This window comes from Solibacillus sp., from assembly GCF_040273735.1.
Lineage (GTDB): Bacteria > Bacillota > Bacilli > Bacillales_A > Planococcaceae > Solibacillus.
Genome location: NZ_JBELZM010000003.1, coordinates 188193 through 206085, shown reverse-complemented (window position 1 = coordinate 206085; position 17893 = coordinate 188193). Strand labels below are relative to the sequence as shown.

The window sequence follows — 17893 nt, the reverse complement described above, 5'->3', positions numbered from 1 at the left end:
TTAGAACGGTAAATCATCTTCGCCAACTTGGATTGGCGGACCATCTGGTTGCGCTGGATCTGCTGAAGACGGTGCTACAAATTTAACCTTCGCCCAAGTTTTATTGTTTTTGTCTGTCTCATGCTTTACATAAGCAAGGACTGATTTTCCAATAATTTCTCGTACAACTACATCCAAATCTAAGTCCATCTTTCCTGTGTAGCCGCAAGCCACAAAGAATGAATTTCTTTTCTTTTCAGCGTCCTCAGCGTATTGAGGATTGGCACTTGTTAAATAAAGCGTATTGTATAAGATTTTTGCACCTTGATGTTTCTGTTCAATGTCTGAACGAATTTCAACATCAAACCCGATTGAATATTGACCTTGCCACTCTTTTGCTTCTGCAGCTACAATTGTCACCTCATATTTACCTTCTTCCACTAAACCAAACCCCGTTGAAACATTTGCTGAATCGAAATTAATTTTGAATCCCATTATTTATTTTCCTCCTTGTTTTTCGTCTCATTTTTAATTGGTAAGATTAATTCATTTTGTAAGCAGCCAGAACGATCATCTAAGTGATTCTTGGCATACATTGATTGATTACCTTCTAAGATAAAACCACGAGTGCCGTCTGCTTTTTTTACCAAGCGTGCTACCACATGTTCAATCCCCATGATGTGATTGACTATTTTATCGCGAATGTCGGGAATGAATTGGTTGTATTTAGAACCGCCTTCTTCTACAATTTCACGTGTAGTTTCCCACGCTGTAAAAACAACATTTGCATCAAGTGCATTAAATGTTTCTACTAATTTCAGAAGATGGTTATCTAATAAAGCGTAGTCTTTTAATTCCGGCATTCCGCTTTTAGTTTTTTCGCCTTTATTGAGCAGCCATAATTTTTGGTAATGCGTAAGATTATCGATAAAGACATTGTCATAATTCGCAATGTTCGCTTTTGCCAGTGCGTAGAATTTCAAAATGCTATTATGAGCATCTTCACCGTCAATCTTTGCTACATCGACATTTGCATGACTTGCTAAAACTTGGCTTGTACCGTCTATATCTAAGACTAATGTTTTACCTGGTAAGAGACGTGCGACTGAAGTTTTGCCGTCACCAGGTTTGGAATAAATGATGGCATTTACTTTTTTACTTTTGGTAATATCTGCACCATTTTGAATTTGCATTATTCGTTTTCACCTACTTCCTCGATGCTCATTTGACCATCCGGCGCTTCGTTATCTGGCTTGCCTTCCATCACATCTTTTGGCGTTCCGTATTGATACGTTAAATCAACCAGGAAGTACTGACCGTATTTGTTATACTTTTCGCTGATTTTGTTCATGATCAATGCATCATTTTCTTTTGCAGCAATTACAATTTCCTCTGCTTCTTCACGTGTATCTGCATAGTGCTGTTCTTTTTGATTTAATAACTTCTTCATTATTTAGCCACCTTTTCAAAGTTTTGAGGGAAATTTAATATTGCACGAGCACCCATTAATTCAAATGCTTTCTTGTCATATGCTTCTGCAGCTTCACTTTCATGGAAGTAAGATCCGCACCAATGCTTTTTACCGTCATGTTGAATCATGGCATACCACTTACTTCCTTTCTTACAAACCCCACGATATTGTGAAGATGCACCACGTTGCTTTTTGATTTGATTTACAATTTTAAGTGGTACTTCCTTAATAACTTCAACTTCTTTAATTACTTCAACAGGTTTTTCAATCGTAACCACTTGTTGCGGCTCTACAAAAATATCAAATGTCCCTTTTAAGAAAGAGGATTTGTTATAAAAAATACCGTTAACTGCTAATTCTTTATTGGCCAATACCTCGTTTAACTTTCTGGCAATATCTTGTGGATCGAAACGATTGACGTTAACTCTAATCATTTGTTTTGACATTGTTATTCCTCCTATCGAATCCGAATTGATTCCCCTTGTTGAATTTCTACACCGCTAATTTCAGCGCCGTTCTTTAACTCTGCTAAAATAGCTTTTTTATCGATATTCCGTACTTCTTCCACGGAAATATATTGTGGAGGGATAACCGCATCGTCTAAAACTTTTAAAGACGGTGGGTTCTTTTGAACAGTGAACGTAAACTTTTCACCTTTAAGTTTCTTCTCACCACTTGCATCCATTGCCAACTGCATGTTCTCTTTCATACGCTTAATGGAGTTTTCCATTGCTTTGCGCCGTTCAGCTAAACGGCCTTCTTCTGCTTTGATGCCTGCAATATCGGATTCAATGTTTTTCATAACAGATGCGTAGTTTTCTAGCTTTTCCGCAAGCTCACCATCGATTGCGTTTAATGCTTCAATAAACGCTTCTTCCGGTGCACCATCCTCGATTAACTGCTGGATGAATTTATATTTGTCAGTGATTTCGTAAATGTTTGCCATTATTCAGCACCTCCATATTGAGCGTTGGTATCGTTGATGATTGTTCCATTGATACTGAAGTAACTATCTACTCGAGCCGTTCCGTTATCGTGATATGCAGTTTCACTGTTAGGGATTAATCTAGCTTCTTCATTTCCGAATTTTACGATTTGCCCAATCGCCAATGTAGGCTGCACCGCCTGTTCAAACTCGCTCACATCCAACCCTAACGCTCGACCTAATGCGATGGCTTTGCCTATCCATACGTTAAATACAGATTTCGGATGGCACTTTGTGATACCCTTGAAAACTAACACTTTACTAAATGCTCCGTATATTAATACAGTAATTGCGCGTTTCTTTTCGTTAACTTGGAATACAGGCCTTACACATTGGTCTTTGTATTTACCGATAGTTGTATTGAACGTGTCGTATTTTCCTAAGATGTTATCAACAAACCCCTTAGCCTTCTCAATAATTTCAGCACGTAATTCATTTTGAGTTTTTGGTGCAGGAGGTTCGGTATCTTGCTTGTCCTCCACAATTAATTCGTAGACGTCTACTGTTTCTTTTGTGCGATTGTACACATTTGTATAAACAGAGAAATGACCATAACCCGAACCGCCGTTTACACTTAAACCTTCTAATACTTTGTAAGGTTTTTTAATTCTGAACGCACGGCTATCAGCAACGTCATTAAAGATAACCACATCACCCTCACGTGCTTCACGATCAACCTTTTTATATTGCTTGCCTTCAAATTCGATAATGTCATTTGCTAATGCTTCCTCTACAACTGTGGAAGGCTTACGAATTTGCGCAACGATTAATTTGAGTTCTTCGATTTCCTCACCTTGCTTGGCTACAGTTTCTTCTAATGCTGTGATGCGTTGGTTTTTTGTAGGTTTTAAGTCGACTAATTCCACACGATGCAGGTAACAATCACCTTCATCAAAATCACCAAATTTATTAACACCTTCAATTTCGATGTGGTTTTTATCGATAAAACTTACAATTTTAACTACTGCACCTTTTGTGAATGTGCCGAAATCTTCAATGAAACGTACCTTATCGCCAACTTTAAATTTATTTGTCATAATTTCCTCCGAATCGTGGTATACTACCACTGTCTTTTAGTTTTTTATTGCTCGTTTAGAAGTTGCCGCTTCTAGCGAGTTTTTAATTGATGCGTACCATCTTCAATCAGATAACGAATGATATTATCCTTGTGGATGGCTTCATCAAAGTTATTGAGGATGTATTCCTCACCTGGTACGATTTCGGTACCGTAGATGTCGAGTGTCATGACTTCACAATCACATTGCGACATTCCACATTCATTGCAGCTGTTCATGCATGTCTAACCCCTTCAACTCAACACTGATTTCAAACAATCGTCTTTCGCAACGCTTAATTTCCGCTTCATCATTATTTTTACGTGCATAATTTAATGAATCTAAATAGTAATCTTGATCAGCTAATATTGAATCCCGTGCCAATTTCACTAAATCTGATTTGCGGAGAATCTTAATCATTTGTTTCATACGCTCACTCCTAACATTTTAATGTTGGTTGTTTCAGCGCTAATTCGTAGGCAGCTTGTAGTTGTTCAAGTTGTGTCATTTTGTATCACCTTCTAATGGAGCGCCATTTGGTTCACCCAATAGTCGATTTGCGTGTGCGTAAATAAAAAGTTGGGAGTTAGCTGATAATCTTCTACTTTCATTTTCCCTACGCTCTTTAAGGAATTGAGTGTAATAACATTTTGTAAACTCTTCGAATTTACGTAAGCGATCGATTTCACTTTCCAAAGCCCAAACCTTTTCAATCAATTCGCTTTTATGAATACTTAATGCTACGTTTTCTTTTTCAAGAAATTCAATTCGATTCAATTTCTTCACCACCCGATAAATCCACATCATCTTGCATATACACTTCCACTACTTCTAAAGCATCCTTCAAACCGATTTGTACACGTTGCTCCAATTGGTATTCCAATTTTATAGCTGCTGATTTAAACGGATAATTCAGTTCCGCCTCCATATATGCCACAGCAATGTCCTTTAAATTGTTTGCTTTAACATCAATCATCCCTTCGATAGTCTGATGGATTTGGATAATATCAAATTGTTCTTTAGGATTTATAAGATACTTTGAAAAATCAATCCTTAATTGTTCCTCTACAAACTGATCTTTATAATTCACATCGTAGTAAAACGTTGATTCCATTGGATTGTTTTCAAACACTTCAACTTTGTACGCTTGTCCATTAATTAAATGTTGCGTAATGACCTCCATCTGTTTGCCTTCCACAATTAATACAGGTTTCATTTAACCCACCCTTTCGCCATTTCACTTACATGAGCTTTAATCATTGCCACACGTTCACTAGCTTCCATTGACCGCCATTGACGAATGTTGATTTTCATTTGGGTTCAACTCCTTTATGGATTAAAAATTTGATAAAAATTATCATCTAAAAACTGTGCCATTTTCTTAGCATGAAAGCTCCACTTCTCACCTTTTGCCTGGGGGTAATACACAAATCCACCTTGCAATACATCTAACTGTTTTTTGAATCTAATTGGATAAAGAACGTTTTCTTTAATCCAAACTTGTTTTTTTCCTATCCGGTTTTCTAAATCTTGCATGGTCCAATAGATCCCTTGTAAGGAACTTTCTTTTAGGGTTTCATATTCAACCTTTTCAACAAGTACAAGATGTTCAGGGACACTTACAGTCAAATTAACTTGTAACTGTTGCATTTAATTCACCTCATTTAAATATCTAAAATTTTTCGGATATGCTTGATATGTTCTTGTGCTTTCGGGCCATCTTTACGACCTCGAATAATATCTGTTAAATAAGCTCCTGAAATACCTAACATTGCCGCTAAATCCTTCTGACTCATTTTTCTCTTAAATAACTCACTTCTTACTTGTGCTCCTACATCTTCTGGCATATCTAAACCTCCCTTACAAACATCAATTGATATACCGTCATTGGCTCGGTATCACAGCGCATTATACAAAAAATTACCAAATAATTTTTTAGCTAATCATTGACATACGTTAGCTTAAAAGCTATTATAAAAACATAACGAAATAAGACTTTTGAAAAGCCTTCAAATCAACATTTAAACCGTTCCCCAACGAAAAATGTTTATAGGTTGCGTTTTTATATTGTCTTTTTTAACTAATCTATTAGCTTATGAACATAGTATATTAGCTTAAATGCTATTTGTCAAACCAAAATAGCTTAAAAGTTAATTTTATTCTCTCATAAGCTCCAGGAAGGTTGATACAAGTGGGTTTAGTGAATAGAATTAAATTTTTATGTGATGAAAAAGGAATTACTTTTGCCGAACTTGAGAGAAGTGTTGGAATCTCTAACGGTCAAATTAGAAGATGGGATAAAGCATCACCAAAAATTGATAATGTAAATAAAGTTGCTGATTATTTTAAAGTTACTACTGACTATTTGACGGGTAGAACTAACGAAAGAACTTTCGTTGATAATTATGAAATCGAAACGATAGCTGCACATCATGACGGAGAAGAATGGACGGAGGAGGAACTTGACGAAATAGAACGTTTTAAACAATTTGTAAAAATGAAACGTAGTCAGTAATTCGAGCGGAGTGATTGTATTGACATTAACTTATGAACAACTTGTACATGAAGCATTCATTAATCAAGTTAGTGTATATGAAGAAATTATGATACCACGCATTAAAGGTTTATACTCGGACAATATCATATGGATTAATAAAACTATTTTTTCTATAACTGAAAAGAAATGCGTTTTAGGTGAAGAGTTAGGACATCATTATACTTCTTCTGGCGACATTTTAGATCAGAACAGTATTATTAATCGTAAGCAAGAGTTAAGAGCTCGTACTTGGGCTTATAACAAGTTAGTGCCTCTTGAAATGATAATTATTGCTCATAAAAATAATGTTACTAATAAATATGAGTTAGCGGACTTTTTAAATGTGACAGAAGAATTTTTGAACGATGCAGTCCAATGGTATATAAGCAAATACGGTCTTTCAGCTTCTGTGGAAGGTTATACTATTTGCTTTGAGCCATTAGGAGTTTTGGAAATGTTTGATTTCATTGAAAGAGCTATTTGAAATTATAAAAGGAGCAGAATCCATGGCAAGCATAACGAAACGTGGCACTACATGGCAATATCGTGTCAATCATATTGTTGATGGCAAAAGAAAGCCAATTGTAAAAGGCGGTTTTCGTACGAAAAAAGAAGCACAAACCGCTGCAGCAGAAGTGGAACTTTCATTGAATAAAGGTGTACAGGTAATCGTTAAGGAAAAATCCTTCGCCGAATACTTTAATGAATGGATCGAATTATACAAATCAAATAAGCATGTGAACACATATAATCGTTATCTTAACTCTTACGAACGAATCAAAGATCATTTCAAAGAGAAACCTATCCAAAAAATCACTCGTGCAGATTATCAGAAGTTTTTAAATGACTACGGCACTGGTAAAACCAAAGAAACTGTTCGCAAGCTCAATACACATGTACGAGCTTGCGTGAAGGATGCAATTGAAGAAGGCTATATTAATAAGGACTTCACTCAAAAGGTCGAATATAACGCTACTGTCGCTTCAAAAACAAGTGATGAAAAGCATTTGAATTATAATGACAGTATTCGATTTTATAATGAATTATTTAATCGATTATCTACAGATACAAGTACATACCATTTAATTTTACTTGGGCTTGTATCAGGAATGCGCTATGGCGAACTTACAGGTTTAACAACAGATTGCTTTGATTTTAAAAACAATCGTATCAGTATTTATAGATCTTGGGATTATAAAAGGGGTACAGGATTTGGGCCATTAAAGAACGAGCAATCAAAAAGAACTATTTCAATTGATAAACGTGTCATGTTGGAATTTAAAAAACTGATGTTAGCATTGCCTGCTAATGAAAATAGTTTGGTGTTCTATAGACAATCGGTAATTAAGACCGTTACTAATGAGGGTGCAAATAAGTTATTGCGTAAAGTATTAGACGCATTAGAAATTGAACACATTTCAATTCATGGTTTACGTCATACCCATGCTTCTGTACTTCTATATAAAGGATCAAATATTAATTCAGTTTCAAAACGATTAGGTCATGCTGATATTCAAACAACAATGGAGCATTATGCACATGTATTAAAAGAGATGGAAGAACGTGATGAAGAAATTGCTATCAACATGTTCACATCTTAATTTTTTTGTTCACCTTGTACACTTTTTGTACACTTCAATTTTATTTTATATGTTATTTAATGCTTTTCTTGAATTATTCTACAAAAAGAAAAACCGCCTAAAACCCTTTATTATCAAGGTTTCTGGCGGTTTTCTTCGTTGTATTATGTTGACCATAATCACTCGTATTACGTCCCAGGAGGGATTCGAACCCCCGACCGACGGCTTAGAAGGCCGTTGCTCTATCCTGCTGAGCTACTGAGACAATTTCTTTAAACCAATTGGTAATAAAGACATTTTTTATTATATGGTATATTTTATTTAAAGTCAACAAACAAATCAAACAAAATTATTATTTAACTAAAATATTTTTCCGTTCGCTAAATACTGTATTAAAAAAGTGAAGCCCTCATTACCTCAAGGCTTCACTTTGATAATTAACGCTCATAAAACAATTCATCGATCAAATTATTATTATCGTCATAACATTGTAATGTAAAATGTGTGGAAGTTATTGTCAGGGTAACAAATGACTTTTCTTCTATTCGGCGGGGCTTCAGCAAACTGCCCGGATTGATAAATAAAATGTCGTCAATATATTCTGCACCAAGTACATGTGAATGACCAAAACATACGATTTGTGCACCGACTTCCTTTGCGCGGTAAATCAGTTTCATCGGAGAGTTTTTCACATCGTATAAATGCCCGTGTGTCACATACACACGATCTCCATTTACCTGAAACAGCATCTCCTCTAAATAGTTATGGTCATGATCACAGTTCCCTTTCACACGCTCTACTCCTTGCAGAGCAGGATGTGCATACGGTAATTCACTATCACCACAATGGATCACTTTATGCGCATCTGGATGGTAGCCCTTTACACGTTCAATGATTTCCTCGTCACCATGTGTATCACTCATAATCAATAGCTTCATTCGTATCCACATCCTTTACATTTCTATACTTAGTGTGACAGCAATGAAACGAAAATTCAATCGTTATTAAACAAATTTTTACATTTTACAACAATTACCAAAGTTGCTATTTCAGAAATTCTGCTAACTGTAATGCCAGTTTGCGAATGGCATTTCCTCGGTGTGAAATGGCACCTTTTTCTTCGCCAGACAGCTCAGCCATATGTTTTTCCAATGCAGGAACATAGAAGATCGGATCATAACCGAATCCGTTTGTCCCTTTCTTTTCACGTGCAATCACACCTTCACATGTGCCGAATACTGTTTTTGTTTCCATATTCGGACCTGCAATTGCCAATGCACAGCAGAAACGGGCTGTACGCTGTTCTTCCGGTACGTCCTTCATGTTTTCCAGCACTTTCACCATATTCGCTTCATCGTCATGATCGCCGGCATAACGCGCTGAATACACCCCCGGTTCACCGTTTAATGCATCGATCGCTAAACCGCTGTCATCCGCAATCACGATTTGGCCAAGCATGTTCGCTAATGTTTCCGCTTTTAAAATTGCATTTTCTTCAAAAGTCGTACCTGTTTCTTCAATTTCCACATCTGGAGCAACCTCAAACATTGTGACAACTTCATAGCCGAATGGTCCGAATAGTGCTTCAAAGTCTTTCGCTTTTCCTTTGTTCTTTGTTGCGATTACTACTTGTTTCATTATGCTTCCACCTTTCCGATCAAGTTTGCGATGTCACCTAGTGCTGTTTTTTGCATTTCGATTAGCTGCGCAATTCCGGCTTCTCCTAAATCGAGTAATTCATCCAGTTCTGAACGGCTGAATGTCGCTTCTTCACCAGTACCCTGTAATTCTACAAATTCGCCGGCACCTGTCATAATAACGTTCATATCGACATGTGCAGCTGAATCTTCCACATAGTTTAAATCTAAAACTGCGCCAATGTTTTCTAGTTTTCCGACACTAGTTGCAGCTAAATAATCTGTTACGGGGAATTTTACGAACGGCTTGTCAACGCCTAGTTTTGCAATTGCCTGTGTCATCGCTACAAATGCTCCTGTAATCGATGCAGTACGTGTTCCGCCATCTGCCTGGATCACGTCACAGTCAATCCATACTGTTTTTTCACCTAGAGCTTCTAAATCAACGACAGCACGTAATGCTCGGCCGATTAAGCGTTGAATTTCCATCGTGCGGCCACTTACCTTTCCTGCAGAGCTTTCACGGCGTGTGCGTTGCTCTGTAGCGCGTGGTAGCATGGAGTATTCAGCCGTAATCCAGCCTTTACCTTGTCCACGTAAAAAACCAGGTACCTTTTCTTCAATCGTTGCAGTACAAATCACTTTTGTATTTCCAACTGTTATTAATACCGAGCCTTCCGGATGCATTAAATAATTATTATCAATTTGAACTGGACGTAATTCATTCACAGCTCGTAAGTCATGTCTAGTCATTCGTGACCTCCTCAATTTGTTCGCGCACTTATCTTATCACAATTTAAGGAGGGTCTAAAGCAGAAAAGCAAGACATAGAAGGAAAAAGCTCAAATTAGACAAAATGCCTAACTTGAGCTATCAACTATTTTTCGAATGTAATTTTACGGATATCCAATTCACCTTTTTCCAGCCAACGTTCTGCTATGGAACGGAAAATCGGCACGGAACCAGATGCATGCAGAATATGCTGCGGCGGTTCTTCATCTGTTCGTAATTGTCCTGTATAGCTTAAAATCGCTTCGACATCTTTTGCCGTTTCTTCGGCAGATGACAGGACGTGAACTTGTGAGCCAACTGCTGCCTCAATTTGCTTTTGTAAAATAGGATAATGTGTACAGCCTAAAATGACTGTATCGAATCGCTCATCTTCAAGCGGCTTTAATCCTTTCGCAACGAGGTCATACGAAAATTGGCCTTCGTATTCGCCACTTTCAACGAGTGGCACAAATGTCGGACAGGCAAGTGGAATTATTTTCGCTTTTGTCGATAATGATTTCACTGCTTCTTCATATGCGCCGCTTTTGATCGTGCCTTCTGTCGCTAATACGACAACTTCATTGCGTTTTGTCTTTTTTATGGCCGCTCGTGCCCCTGCATTAATAACTCCTAAAACCGGAAATGGCATATGTTTTTGCAGACTTTCCAATGCAACGGCAGTCGCAGTATTACATGCAATGACAAGCATTTTAACATTCATCTTTTCAAGCGCTTTTGCCATCTCCCATGTAAAATTGCGGACTTCTTGCTTTGTGCGTGGCCCGTAAGGACATCGCGCCGTATCACCTATATAATATATTGTTTCATTCGGCAAAAGCTCCATAATCGCTTTTGCCACTGTTAATCCGCCAACTCCGGAATCGATAACACCAATTGGGGCATTCACTTGTACCGCCTCTATCCTATTTCATTAATAAATGTAGTTTTTGTAATGTTCTTGATAATTGTTCAAACTCTTCTGCGTTAAATTCCTGTGTAATATCCCGCAAATAATTTTGACGTTTTAAAATTACTTCCTGGATAATTCTTTCGCCTTCCGGTAAAAGATGAATCCGTACAACACGTCGATCATTTTCGTCACGTACACGCTGTACCAATTCATTTTTCTCCATCCGGTCTACTAAATCTGTCGTTGTCGAAAATGCTAAATACATTTTCGTCGACAAGTCACCGATCGTCATATCACCTGATTCATGCAACCATTGCAAGGCAATAAATTGCGGAGGTGTAATCGTATAATTGCTTAGAATTTCTCTACCTTTTTGTTTGATTAAGTGTGAAATATATCTTAGTTCTTTTTCCAGGATTGCTACAGATTCAGAGCTATGTGTGCTGTGATCTTTCATCTACTCCATTCACTCCTCGATGCGTTTCATAGTTCTATTTTGAAGTTTTTTTGATAAAATAGCAAGCATCGAATCAGTATATCGACAATTCCTGGAGTCTTAATAGCTCAAGAATCGCTTGCGTACGACTTGATACACCCAGCTTTTGAATCGTATTGGAAATATGATTACGAACGGTTTTTTCACTAATGCCTAGCTTAGTTGATATTTCCCGTGTTGAATAGTCCTTTATTAATAGCTCAAAAATCTCGCGTTCTCTTTTTGTTAACAGCGAACGATGCTGCGGACGATTCATTTTGCAACACCCTCCTATCCTCTTCTTTGTACATTATGTCGAAAATACAAAGCAGGTGAGGGCATTTAACTATTTCCCAAGCAATAATTTTTTTTGCTCTTCCAGTAACGGGACACCTTTCCCCGTGTCACTGCTCAATTGTACAAGCGTTCCGCGCCCTGTATAGCACACTTCATCTTTTTCATTTTTCACCAAATAATGCAAATCCATGGAAGATGTGCCGATCGATGCCGTTTTAACATATATTGTCAACTCTTCATCAAAGAACACTTCCTTTAAATAATCACACTGAATATCTGCCACAACGAGCATATTTCCCGTATCCGACCCCGCAGTAAAATCAAATCCTAATGCTTTAAAATATTCGATACGCGCAAACTCGAAATAGGCAAATACTTTTGTATTATTTACATGTCCGTACATATCTGTTTCCGAAAATCGAACCTTTACCTTTGTCGAAAACGAAAATCCTGCCATCCATTCTGTTGCTTCCTGAATATATGTAGCTCGCATAAAAAATTCCCCCTTTGTTTGATTACATCATCATCCCCAGATAATGAATACTCATTCATTATAGCATAATTTGTAAGAAATCAAAAAGCGATCCTATACAAAAAGACCCCCACCAAGGTGAGGGTCAATTATATTCATTCGATTAGTCAACCATGTGGTCAGAACCGAAGAAGTTTTTGAACATTTGAACTGTTGTTTCACGGTTAAGTGCAGCGATAGATGTTGTCAAAGGAATACCTTTTGGACAAGCAGCTACACAGTTTTGAGAGTTACCACAGTTTGCAAGACCACCGTCGCCCATAATTGCATTTAAACGCTCGTCTTTATTCATTGCACCAGTTGGGTGTGTATTGAATAAACGAACTTGCGATAAAGCAAATGGACCGATGAATGATGCTGATTCGGAAACGTTTGGACATGCTTCCATACATACACCACAAGTCATACATTTTGATAATTCATAAGCCCATTGACGTTTGCGCTCTGGCATACGAGGACCTTCGCCTAAATCATAAGTACCATCGATTGGTACCCATGCTTTAACTTTCTTAAGTGCGTTAAACATGCGCTCACGGTCTACTTGTAAGTCACGGATAACCGGGAAAGTTTTCATTGGCTCTAAACGAATTGGTTGAGTTAACTTGTCTACTAATGCTGAACAAGATTGTTGCGGACGTCCATTGATTACCATTGAACATGCACCACAAACCTCTTCCAGACAGTTCATATCCCATGATACTGGAGTCGTTTTTTGACCATCAGCAGTAACAGGATATTTTTGAATATGCATTAGAGCAGAGATAACGTTCATACCAGGACGGTAAGGAACTTCAAACTTTTCAACGCGTGTAGCACCATTCTCATTGTCTTGACGAACGATTTCTAACTTAACTGTTCTACCAGTATTTACTGTTTCCACTGTTTAGTTCCCCCTTCTACGCTGAGTAGTCGCGTTTACGTGGTGGAATTAACGAAACGTCTACATCGGCATAAGTAATAATTGGTTCGCCCGTTGCCGGATCGAACTTCGCCATAGTTGTTTTTAAGAATTTTTCATCATCACGTTCTGGGAATTCAGGCTTGAAGTGAGCCCCACGAGATTCGTCACGTAATAATGCACCCTTAGTCATAACTTTAGCTAAATATAGCATGTTCTTTAACTGACGAGTGAAGTGAGCACCTTGATTCGACCATTTTTGCGTGTCGTTAATGTTGATGTTTTCCCAACGCTCTTGAAGCTCAGTTAATTTCGCATAAGTTTCTTCTAATTTTGCGTTTACACGTACAACAGTCATGTTGTCAGTCATCCACTCACCAAGCTCTTTGTGTAGTAAGTAAGCGTTTTCTGTACCATCCATTTTTAAGATAGCTTCCCATTTCTCTGTTTCTTCCTGTACGCGGCGCGTGTAGATTTCTTCAGGTAAATCTTCTGCATGCTTTTTAAGTCCTTTAATGTACTTAACAGCATTTGGACCTGCAACCATACCACCGTAAATCGCTGATAATAATGAGTTCGCACCTAAACGGTTTGCACCGTGTTGTGAGTAGTCACATTCACCTGCAGCGAATAAACCAGGGATTTCAGTCATTTGGTCATAGTCAACCCATAATCCACCCATTGAATAGTGTACCGCTGGGAAGATTTTCATCGGTAATTTACGTGGGTCATCGCCTACGAATTTCTCGTAGATTTCGATAATACCACCTAATTTAATATCTAATTCATGAGGATCTTTATGGGATAAGTCTAAGTATACCATGTTTTCCCCATTAATACCCAACTTTTGATTTACGCACACGTCAAAAATCTCACGTGTTGCGATATCACGTGGTACTAAGTTACCGTAAGCAGGATATTTCTCTTCTAGGAAGTACCAAGGCTTACCGTCTTTATAAGTCCATACACGTCCACCTTCACCACGAGCAGATTCAGACATTAGACGGTTTTTGTCGTCTCCAGGAATCGCTGTTGGGTGAATTTGAATCATTTCACCGTTTGAATATGTTGCACCTTGTTGGTAAACAATCGATGCTGCTGAACCAGTGTTGATTACTGAGTTTGTTGTTTTACCGAAGATAATACCAGGACCACCTGTTGCCATAATTACAGCATCAGAACGGAATGAGCGAATTTCTTCAGTACGTAAATCTTGTGCTACGATACCGCGGCAAACACCTTCGTCATCAAGCACCGCACCAAGGAATTCCCAGTGCTCATACTTCGTAACTAAACCAGCTACTTCGTGTGCACGAACTTGCTCGTCTAGGGCATATAATAATTGTTGTCCAGTTGTCGCACCGGAAAATGCTGTACGGTGCATTAACGTACCACCGAAACGACGGAAGTCAAGTAAACCTTCTGGAGTACGGTTGAACATTACACCCATACGGTCCATTAAGTGGATAATACCAGGTGCTGCATCACACATACCTTTAACTGGTGGTTGGTTCGCCAAGAAGTCGCCACCATAAACTGTATCATCAAAGTGGATCCATGGAGAATCCCCTTCACCTTTTGTATTAACTGCTCCGTTAATTCCGCCTTGTGCACAAACAGAGTGTGAACGTTTAACTGGAACTAACGAGAATAATTCAACTTCAGTACCAACTTCAGCTGCTTTAATCGTAGCCATTAAGCCAGCAAGACCGCCACCAACGACGATAACTTTACTTTTTGCCATGATTATTTCTCACTCCTCATTAATTGCTAAAAACTTTTACTCATATTCCATTCGATCTAGAACCTTAACTATGTAGTAGTGATCAAGTTAAGTGATTAAACGAATGCTAAGATAGCTGCAACACCAACGATTGCTAATACTACGAAAATTAACAACGTAACATAAGTTGCGATTCGTTGAGATTTGTTTGATTGCGTAATACCCCAGCTTACTAAGAACGACCATAAACCGTTCGCTAAGTGGAATGCTGCTGAAACGATACCTAAGATGTAGAATACTAACATTAATGGATTGTCAACGATTTCAACCATCATATTAAATTCAACTTCAGCACCAAATGCTTTTTGGATACGTGTTTGGAAAATATGCCACGCAATGAAGATTACAAGGAAAATACCTGTGAAACGTTGCAATGCAAACATCCAGTTACGGAATGTGCTGAAACGTCCTGTGTTGTATGTTGCAGTGAAGGCAATATACACTCCATAGAATCCGTGGAACATTAATGGAATATAGATAATGATCCATTCCATCGCTAACAATAACGAGTGTGGAAGTAATTCCATAACACCTGTTGCGTTATTGTAAGTTTCTTCACCGCCAACTGCAGTGAAGTTCAGAAATAAGTGGAACACCAAGAACAACCCGACAGGAACTACACCTAGTAACGAGTGTAAGCGGCGCCATAAAAATTCACGATCTTTCGACAAAACTGTTACCCCCCTTAGTACTTGAAATACACATGCGCAACGCCTCAAATTTGTAGAAGTTGGGATGTTGACTGCGCATTTCATCATGGTACAATATTATGACATGTCCATTGTACTCTCAACAGATACTAGCGTCAAGGCAACGCAGGATATTTTATAATCATTTTAAAGACGGTTTTACGCTGTTTTGAGAACCGTTTTTTCTGCTTATAACTCATTTCTTCATGAAAGAATGAAAATTATAAGAAAATTTATGAAAGAGGTTTTTTATATGGAAGGGTACAAAATGAAAACGATTCCAACTTTTGGCTACGAAATCATTCGTGACCATCTTCTTCCTTCTATTCTAGGAAAGCATGAAGAAGATGTTTTATATTGGGCAGGTAAAGAAATTGCAAGAAAGTTCCCATTATTTTCAATGGATGAACTCCCTTCATTTTTTATGGAAGCTGGCTGGGGCCAGTTAGTTCTGGAAAAAGAAACGAAGGACGAACTTCATTACATACTTTTGACAACAGAGGAATTGCCACTCAATATTGTACAACGTTGCTTCCGTCTTGAAGCTGGCTTCTTAGCAGAGCAGAAACAAAAACAGCTTGGCTATTTGACGGAATGCTTTGAAGAAAAAGATAATGATAAACATGTCGTAAAATTTACATTAAAATGGGATTTAAAAGAGAAAATTTAGCCTTCAACTTATAATAATTGTCTTTTGCTGAAGCAGCAAGTTTACTCAATAAAAAAGCTGGAAATAAGCTACTGCAGCTCATTTCCAGCTATTACTTTAAGAAGCGGTTACTTCTTTCATCGCCAAATTGAATTCCTCATGCAGCACATTCGCAGCACGAACCATTTCTTCCTGTGGTACAACGACAGACACTTTAATTTCCGAAGTGCTGACCATTTTTACAGGGATATGTTCGCGACCTAAGCGTGCAAACATGCGGGCCGCCACCCCCGGATTGGATGCCATCGCAGAACCGATAATAGATACTTTCGCTAAGCCCACTTCAAAATCTGCAAAACTAAATCCAAGTGACAGTTTACTAGTTTCCAGTACCCGTAAAGCTTCCGCAAACTCATCTTTGGAAATTGTAAAGGAAATGGTCGGCTTCACGCCATCAATGACTGCTTGAACAATAATATCCACATTGATATCATTTTCTGCTAAAACACTAAACACTTCTGCCAATGACGCGGTTTCATAAGAATCATAGCCGATCGTCAAACGAATAATATCCGATTCGTAGGCTACCCCGCGTACAAGTAAGTTTTTCTCCATGTCTACATCCCCTTTAATAAAAGTGCCTTCCACGTCCTGTACGAAAGAGCGTACAATGAGCGGTATATTGTATTTTTTGGCAAGTTCAACCGCACGTGGGTGCAAAATTTTAGCCCCTAAATTTGCAAATTCCAACATCTCATCATAAGAAACTTCCGGTAGTTTCCTAGATCCCTTTACAATTTCCGGGTCTGCCGTAAAAATCCCTTCAACTGATGAAAAAATCTCGACACGCTCTGCTTCGAGGGCAACCGCCAGTGCAACCGCTGAAGTTTCAGATCCCCCTTTGCCGAATGTTGAAATATTGTCTGTCCCCGTAACTCCTTGAAAACCTGCTACTACGACGATTTCGCCTAATGCCAAATGTTCCTGAATTCGTTTACTATCGACATGATCAATCCGTGCGTTGCCATGTTTTTGATTTGTATGGATTCCTGTTTGCCATCCAGCAAGCGACACAGCTTTACCTCCATGCTCCTGAATTGCCATTGCAAGCATTGCACTTGTTATTTGTGTCGCCGATGAGACGAGTGCATCCATTTCCCGTTTCGACGGCTCATCAGTAATTTCAGCAGCATATTGTCTCAAGTCTCGTCGTATAACGGGCATTGAAGAAACGACAACGACTAAGTTTATGCCACGCCCTTGCTCTTTTATCACCTTTTTAGCCATGTGTACTATTTTTTCCGGTGTAGTCAATGCAGGACCACCAAACTTCACTATAACTGTCTCCATTCTTTTCCCTCCTTAAATTCGAAAACAAAAAAGACGACTTCCCATGTTATGGAAAGCCGCCGTCAATACAAATAATAGTTATAAGTTTTTCAGGATAGCCCTCCAGAACAAAAAGCTCTGACAGTTTTACATCTCTTAAATGCAAAACCAGCAAACTACGCGAACAATACGCACTTCACTTCGGCAGGATCCCCTTTCAATTGCTGTCAATGGAATTGTTCTTCCTCGAGCAATGTACTGTTGAATACTGCGCCTCTATCTTAGTAAATATTGAATTGTCTTATATATTAGCATAA

27 protein-coding genes, 1 tRNA gene and 1 riboswitch are annotated in these 17893 nt (G+C 38.3%); of the genes, 4 read left to right on the top strand and 24 right to left on the bottom strand.

Annotated elements, in window-relative coordinates; translation table 11 throughout:
* The 12 genes from ABS917_RS05285 to ABS917_RS05230 all read right to left on the bottom strand — a co-directional run bounded on the left by ABS917_RS05285 (position 1) and on the right by ABS917_RS05230 (position 5337).
* Positions 1 to 474, bottom strand: a complete 474-nt coding sequence (locus ABS917_RS05285) for a DUF669 domain-containing protein (protein WP_350478006.1) — start codon at positions 472 to 474, stop codon at positions 1 to 3.
* Entirely contained in the window at positions 474 to 1172 is a 699-nt protein-coding gene (locus ABS917_RS05280; RefSeq protein WP_014823276.1) for an AAA family ATPase, read from the bottom strand. Before ABS917_RS05280 ends, ABS917_RS05285 begins: the two co-directional genes overlap by 1 nt.
* Entirely contained in the window at positions 1172 to 1429 is a 258-nt protein-coding gene (locus tag ABS917_RS05275; RefSeq protein ID WP_350478005.1) for a hypothetical protein, read from the bottom strand. Before ABS917_RS05275 ends, ABS917_RS05280 begins: the two co-directional genes overlap by 1 nt.
* Positions 1429 to 1896 carry an AP2/ERF family transcription factor gene (locus ABS917_RS05270; protein WP_350478004.1) on the bottom strand — a complete coding sequence of 156 codons (468 nt, stop codon included), beginning with the start codon at positions 1894 to 1896 and terminating at the stop codon, positions 1429 to 1431. Before ABS917_RS05270 ends, ABS917_RS05275 begins: the two co-directional genes overlap by 1 nt.
* Positions 1897 to 1907: 11 nt before the next feature.
* The gene (locus ABS917_RS05265; RefSeq protein WP_350478003.1) at positions 1908 to 2396 is read right to left on the bottom strand and encodes a siphovirus Gp157 family protein; all 489 of its coding nucleotides are present in this window, start codon (positions 2394 to 2396) and stop codon (positions 1908 to 1910) included.
* Entirely contained in the window at positions 2396 to 3502 is a 1107-nt protein-coding gene (locus tag ABS917_RS05260) for a hypothetical protein (RefSeq protein ID WP_350478002.1), read from the bottom strand. Before ABS917_RS05260 ends, ABS917_RS05265 begins: the two co-directional genes overlap by 1 nt.
* Before the next feature lie 41 nt (positions 3503 to 3543).
* Entirely contained in the window at positions 3544 to 3681 is a 138-nt protein-coding gene (locus ABS917_RS05255) for a YqaI family protein (RefSeq protein WP_350478068.1), read from the bottom strand.
* Positions 3682 to 3712: 31 nt separating this feature from the next.
* The gene (locus ABS917_RS05250) at positions 3713 to 3919 is read right to left on the bottom strand and encodes a hypothetical protein (RefSeq protein ID WP_350478001.1); all 207 of its coding nucleotides are present in this window, start codon (positions 3917 to 3919) and stop codon (positions 3713 to 3715) included.
* Positions 3920 to 3994: 75 nt separating this feature from the next.
* Positions 3995 to 4267 carry a hypothetical protein gene (locus ABS917_RS05245; protein WP_350478000.1) on the bottom strand — a complete coding sequence of 91 codons (273 nt, stop codon included), beginning with the start codon at positions 4265 to 4267 and terminating at the stop codon, positions 3995 to 3997.
* Entirely contained in the window at positions 4254 to 4706 is a 453-nt protein-coding gene (locus ABS917_RS05240) for a hypothetical protein (RefSeq protein ID WP_350477999.1), read from the bottom strand. The genes ABS917_RS05245 and ABS917_RS05240 overlap by 14 nt, the downstream gene beginning before the upstream one ends.
* Positions 4707 to 4819: 113 nt before the next feature.
* The gene (locus ABS917_RS05235; protein ID WP_350477998.1) at positions 4820 to 5140 is read right to left on the bottom strand and encodes a DUF771 domain-containing protein; all 321 of its coding nucleotides are present in this window, start codon (positions 5138 to 5140) and stop codon (positions 4820 to 4822) included.
* A 14-nt stretch (positions 5141 to 5154) separates the two neighbouring features.
* Positions 5155 to 5337, bottom strand: a complete 183-nt coding sequence (locus ABS917_RS05230) for a helix-turn-helix domain-containing protein (protein WP_350477997.1) — start codon at positions 5335 to 5337, stop codon at positions 5155 to 5157.
* Positions 5338 to 5681: 344 nt separating this feature from the next.
* Between ABS917_RS05230 and ABS917_RS05225 the strand changes: the two genes are divergently transcribed.
* Genes ABS917_RS05225 through ABS917_RS05215 form a run of 3 tightly spaced genes read left to right on the top strand, consistent with a single transcriptional unit; the run spans position 5682 to position 7627 of the window.
* Entirely contained in the window at positions 5682 to 6005 is a 324-nt protein-coding gene (locus tag ABS917_RS05225; RefSeq protein WP_350477996.1) for a helix-turn-helix domain-containing protein, read from the top strand.
* A 19-nt stretch (positions 6006 to 6024) separates the two neighbouring features.
* Positions 6025 to 6510, top strand: coding sequence for an ImmA/IrrE family metallo-endopeptidase (locus ABS917_RS05220; RefSeq protein WP_350477995.1), 486 nt, complete (start codon positions 6025 to 6027; stop codon positions 6508 to 6510).
* Between the two features lie 22 nt (positions 6511 to 6532).
* On the top strand, positions 6533 to 7627 hold the full coding sequence (locus ABS917_RS05215; protein WP_350477994.1) for a site-specific integrase: 1095 nt from the start codon (positions 6533 to 6535) through the stop codon (positions 7625 to 7627).
* A 170-nt stretch (positions 7628 to 7797) separates the two neighbouring features.
* On the opposite strand, the gene ABS917_RS05210 is transcribed toward ABS917_RS05215, so the two are convergent.
* The 11 genes from ABS917_RS05210 to ABS917_RS05160 form a co-directional block, all read right to left on the bottom strand.
* A tRNA-Arg gene (locus ABS917_RS05210) sits at positions 7798 to 7871 on the bottom strand.
* A gap of 172 nt (positions 7872 to 8043) precedes the next feature.
* On the bottom strand, positions 8044 to 8544 hold the full coding sequence (locus ABS917_RS05205; RefSeq protein ID WP_079528237.1) for a YfcE family phosphodiesterase: 501 nt from the start codon (positions 8542 to 8544) through the stop codon (positions 8044 to 8046).
* Between the two features lie 106 nt (positions 8545 to 8650).
* Positions 8651 to 9244 (bottom strand): XTP/dITP diphosphatase, encoded by a 594-nt coding sequence (locus tag ABS917_RS05200; RefSeq protein ID WP_350477993.1) that lies wholly within the window; start codon positions 9242 to 9244, stop codon positions 8651 to 8653.
* Positions 9244 to 9996: a ribonuclease PH gene (rph, locus tag ABS917_RS05195; RefSeq protein WP_350477992.1), complete on the bottom strand. Its 753-nt coding sequence runs from the start codon at positions 9994 to 9996 to the stop codon at positions 9244 to 9246. Before rph ends, ABS917_RS05200 begins: the two co-directional genes overlap by 1 nt.
* 124 nt (positions 9997 to 10120) lie before the next feature.
* Entirely contained in the window at positions 10121 to 10921 is an 801-nt protein-coding gene (racE, locus tag ABS917_RS05190) for a glutamate racemase (RefSeq protein ID WP_350477991.1), read from the bottom strand.
* A gap of 16 nt (positions 10922 to 10937) precedes the next feature.
* Positions 10938 to 11381 carry a MarR family winged helix-turn-helix transcriptional regulator gene (locus tag ABS917_RS05185; protein ID WP_339172394.1) on the bottom strand — a complete coding sequence of 148 codons (444 nt, stop codon included), beginning with the start codon at positions 11379 to 11381 and terminating at the stop codon, positions 10938 to 10940.
* Positions 11382 to 11454: 73 nt separating this feature from the next.
* Positions 11455 to 11676, bottom strand: coding sequence for a helix-turn-helix domain-containing protein (locus ABS917_RS05180; protein ID WP_008405041.1), 222 nt, complete (start codon positions 11674 to 11676; stop codon positions 11455 to 11457).
* Positions 11677 to 11745: 69 nt separating this feature from the next.
* Entirely contained in the window at positions 11746 to 12189 is a 444-nt protein-coding gene (locus ABS917_RS05175) for an acyl-CoA thioesterase (protein WP_350477990.1), read from the bottom strand.
* A gap of 142 nt (positions 12190 to 12331) precedes the next feature.
* Complete coding sequence (gene sdhB / locus ABS917_RS05170) at positions 12332 to 13108, bottom strand: succinate dehydrogenase iron-sulfur subunit (protein WP_008405039.1); 777 nt, start codon at positions 13106 to 13108, stop codon at positions 12332 to 12334.
* Between the two features lie 16 nt (positions 13109 to 13124).
* Positions 13125 to 14870 (bottom strand): succinate dehydrogenase flavoprotein subunit, encoded by a 1746-nt coding sequence (gene sdhA, locus ABS917_RS05165; RefSeq protein ID WP_350477989.1) that lies wholly within the window; start codon positions 14868 to 14870, stop codon positions 13125 to 13127.
* A 95-nt stretch (positions 14871 to 14965) separates the two neighbouring features.
* Positions 14966 to 15580 (bottom strand): succinate dehydrogenase cytochrome b558 subunit, encoded by a 615-nt coding sequence (locus ABS917_RS05160; protein ID WP_008405036.1) that lies wholly within the window; start codon positions 15578 to 15580, stop codon positions 14966 to 14968.
* A 271-nt stretch (positions 15581 to 15851) separates the two neighbouring features.
* Here ABS917_RS05160 and ABS917_RS05155 point away from each other — a divergent pair, with 271 nt between their 5' ends.
* On the top strand, positions 15852 to 16268 hold the full coding sequence (locus ABS917_RS05155) for a YslB family protein (RefSeq protein ID WP_350477988.1): 417 nt from the start codon (positions 15852 to 15854) through the stop codon (positions 16266 to 16268).
* Positions 16269 to 16364: 96 nt separating this feature from the next.
* Here the strand turns inward: ABS917_RS05155 and ABS917_RS05150 are convergent, their stop codons facing one another.
* Positions 16365 to 17597, bottom strand: a complete 1233-nt coding sequence (locus ABS917_RS05150) for an aspartate kinase (protein WP_350477987.1) — start codon at positions 17595 to 17597, stop codon at positions 16365 to 16367.
* Between the two features lie 87 nt (positions 17598 to 17684).
* A riboswitch (Lysine riboswitch) is annotated at positions 17685 to 17863 on the bottom strand.
* Between the last annotated feature and the right edge of the window lie 30 nt (positions 17864 to 17893).

Coding starts and splice junctions, on each gene's coding strand:
- ABS917_RS05275 (WP_350478005.1), bottom strand. CDS start 1,429: ATGAAGAAGTTATTAAATCAAAAAGAACAGCACTATGCAGATACACGT.
- ABS917_RS05280 (WP_014823276.1), bottom strand. CDS start 1,172: ATGCAAATTCAAAATGGTGCAGATATTACCAAAAGTAAAAAAGTAAAT.
- ABS917_RS05155 (WP_350477988.1), top strand. CDS start 15,852: ATGGAAGGGTACAAAATGAAAACGATTCCAACTTTTGGCTACGAAATC.
- ABS917_RS05185 (WP_339172394.1), bottom strand. CDS start 11,381: ATGAAAGATCACAGCACACATAGCTCTGAATCTGTAGCAATCCTGGAA.
- ABS917_RS05205 (WP_079528237.1), bottom strand. CDS start 8,544: ATGAAGCTATTGATTATGAGTGATACACATGGTGACGAGGAAATCATT.
- ABS917_RS05285 (WP_350478006.1), bottom strand. CDS start 474: ATGGGATTCAAAATTAATTTCGATTCAGCAAATGTTTCAACGGGGTTT.
- ABS917_RS05270 (WP_350478004.1), bottom strand. CDS start 1,896: ATGTCAAAACAAATGATTAGAGTTAACGTCAATCGTTTCGATCCACAA.
- ABS917_RS05175 (WP_350477990.1), bottom strand. CDS start 12,189: ATGCGAGCTACATATATTCAGGAAGCAACAGAATGGATGGCAGGATTT.
- ABS917_RS05250 (WP_350478001.1), bottom strand. CDS start 3,919: ATGAAACAAATGATTAAGATTCTCCGCAAATCAGATTTAGTGAAATTG.
- ABS917_RS05215 (WP_350477994.1), top strand. CDS start 6,533: ATGGCAAGCATAACGAAACGTGGCACTACATGGCAATATCGTGTCAAT.
- ABS917_RS05230 (WP_350477997.1), bottom strand. CDS start 5,337: ATGCCAGAAGATGTAGGAGCACAAGTAAGAAGTGAGTTATTTAAGAGA.
- ABS917_RS05200 (WP_350477993.1), bottom strand. CDS start 9,244: ATGAAACAAGTAGTAATCGCAACAAAGAACAAAGGAAAAGCGAAAGAC.
- ABS917_RS05180 (WP_008405041.1), bottom strand. CDS start 11,676: ATGAATCGTCCGCAGCATCGTTCGCTGTTAACAAAAAGAGAACGCGAG.
- ABS917_RS05265 (WP_350478003.1), bottom strand. CDS start 2,396: ATGGCAAACATTTACGAAATCACTGACAAATATAAATTCATCCAGCAG.
- ABS917_RS05235 (WP_350477998.1), bottom strand. CDS start 5,140: ATGCAACAGTTACAAGTTAATTTGACTGTAAGTGTCCCTGAACATCTT.
- ABS917_RS05255 (WP_350478068.1), bottom strand. CDS start 3,681: ATGACACTCGACATCTACGGTACCGAAATCGTACCAGGTGAGGAATAC.
- sdhA (WP_350477989.1), bottom strand. CDS start 14,870: ATGGCAAAAAGTAAAGTTATCGTCGTTGGTGGCGGTCTTGCTGGCTTA.
- ABS917_RS05150 (WP_350477987.1), bottom strand. CDS start 17,597: ATGGAGACAGTTATAGTGAAGTTTGGTGGTCCTGCATTGACTACACCG.
- rph (WP_350477992.1), bottom strand. CDS start 9,996: ATGACTAGACATGACTTACGAGCTGTGAATGAATTACGTCCAGTTCAA.
- ABS917_RS05240 (WP_350477999.1), bottom strand. CDS start 4,706: ATGAAACCTGTATTAATTGTGGAAGGCAAACAGATGGAGGTCATTACG.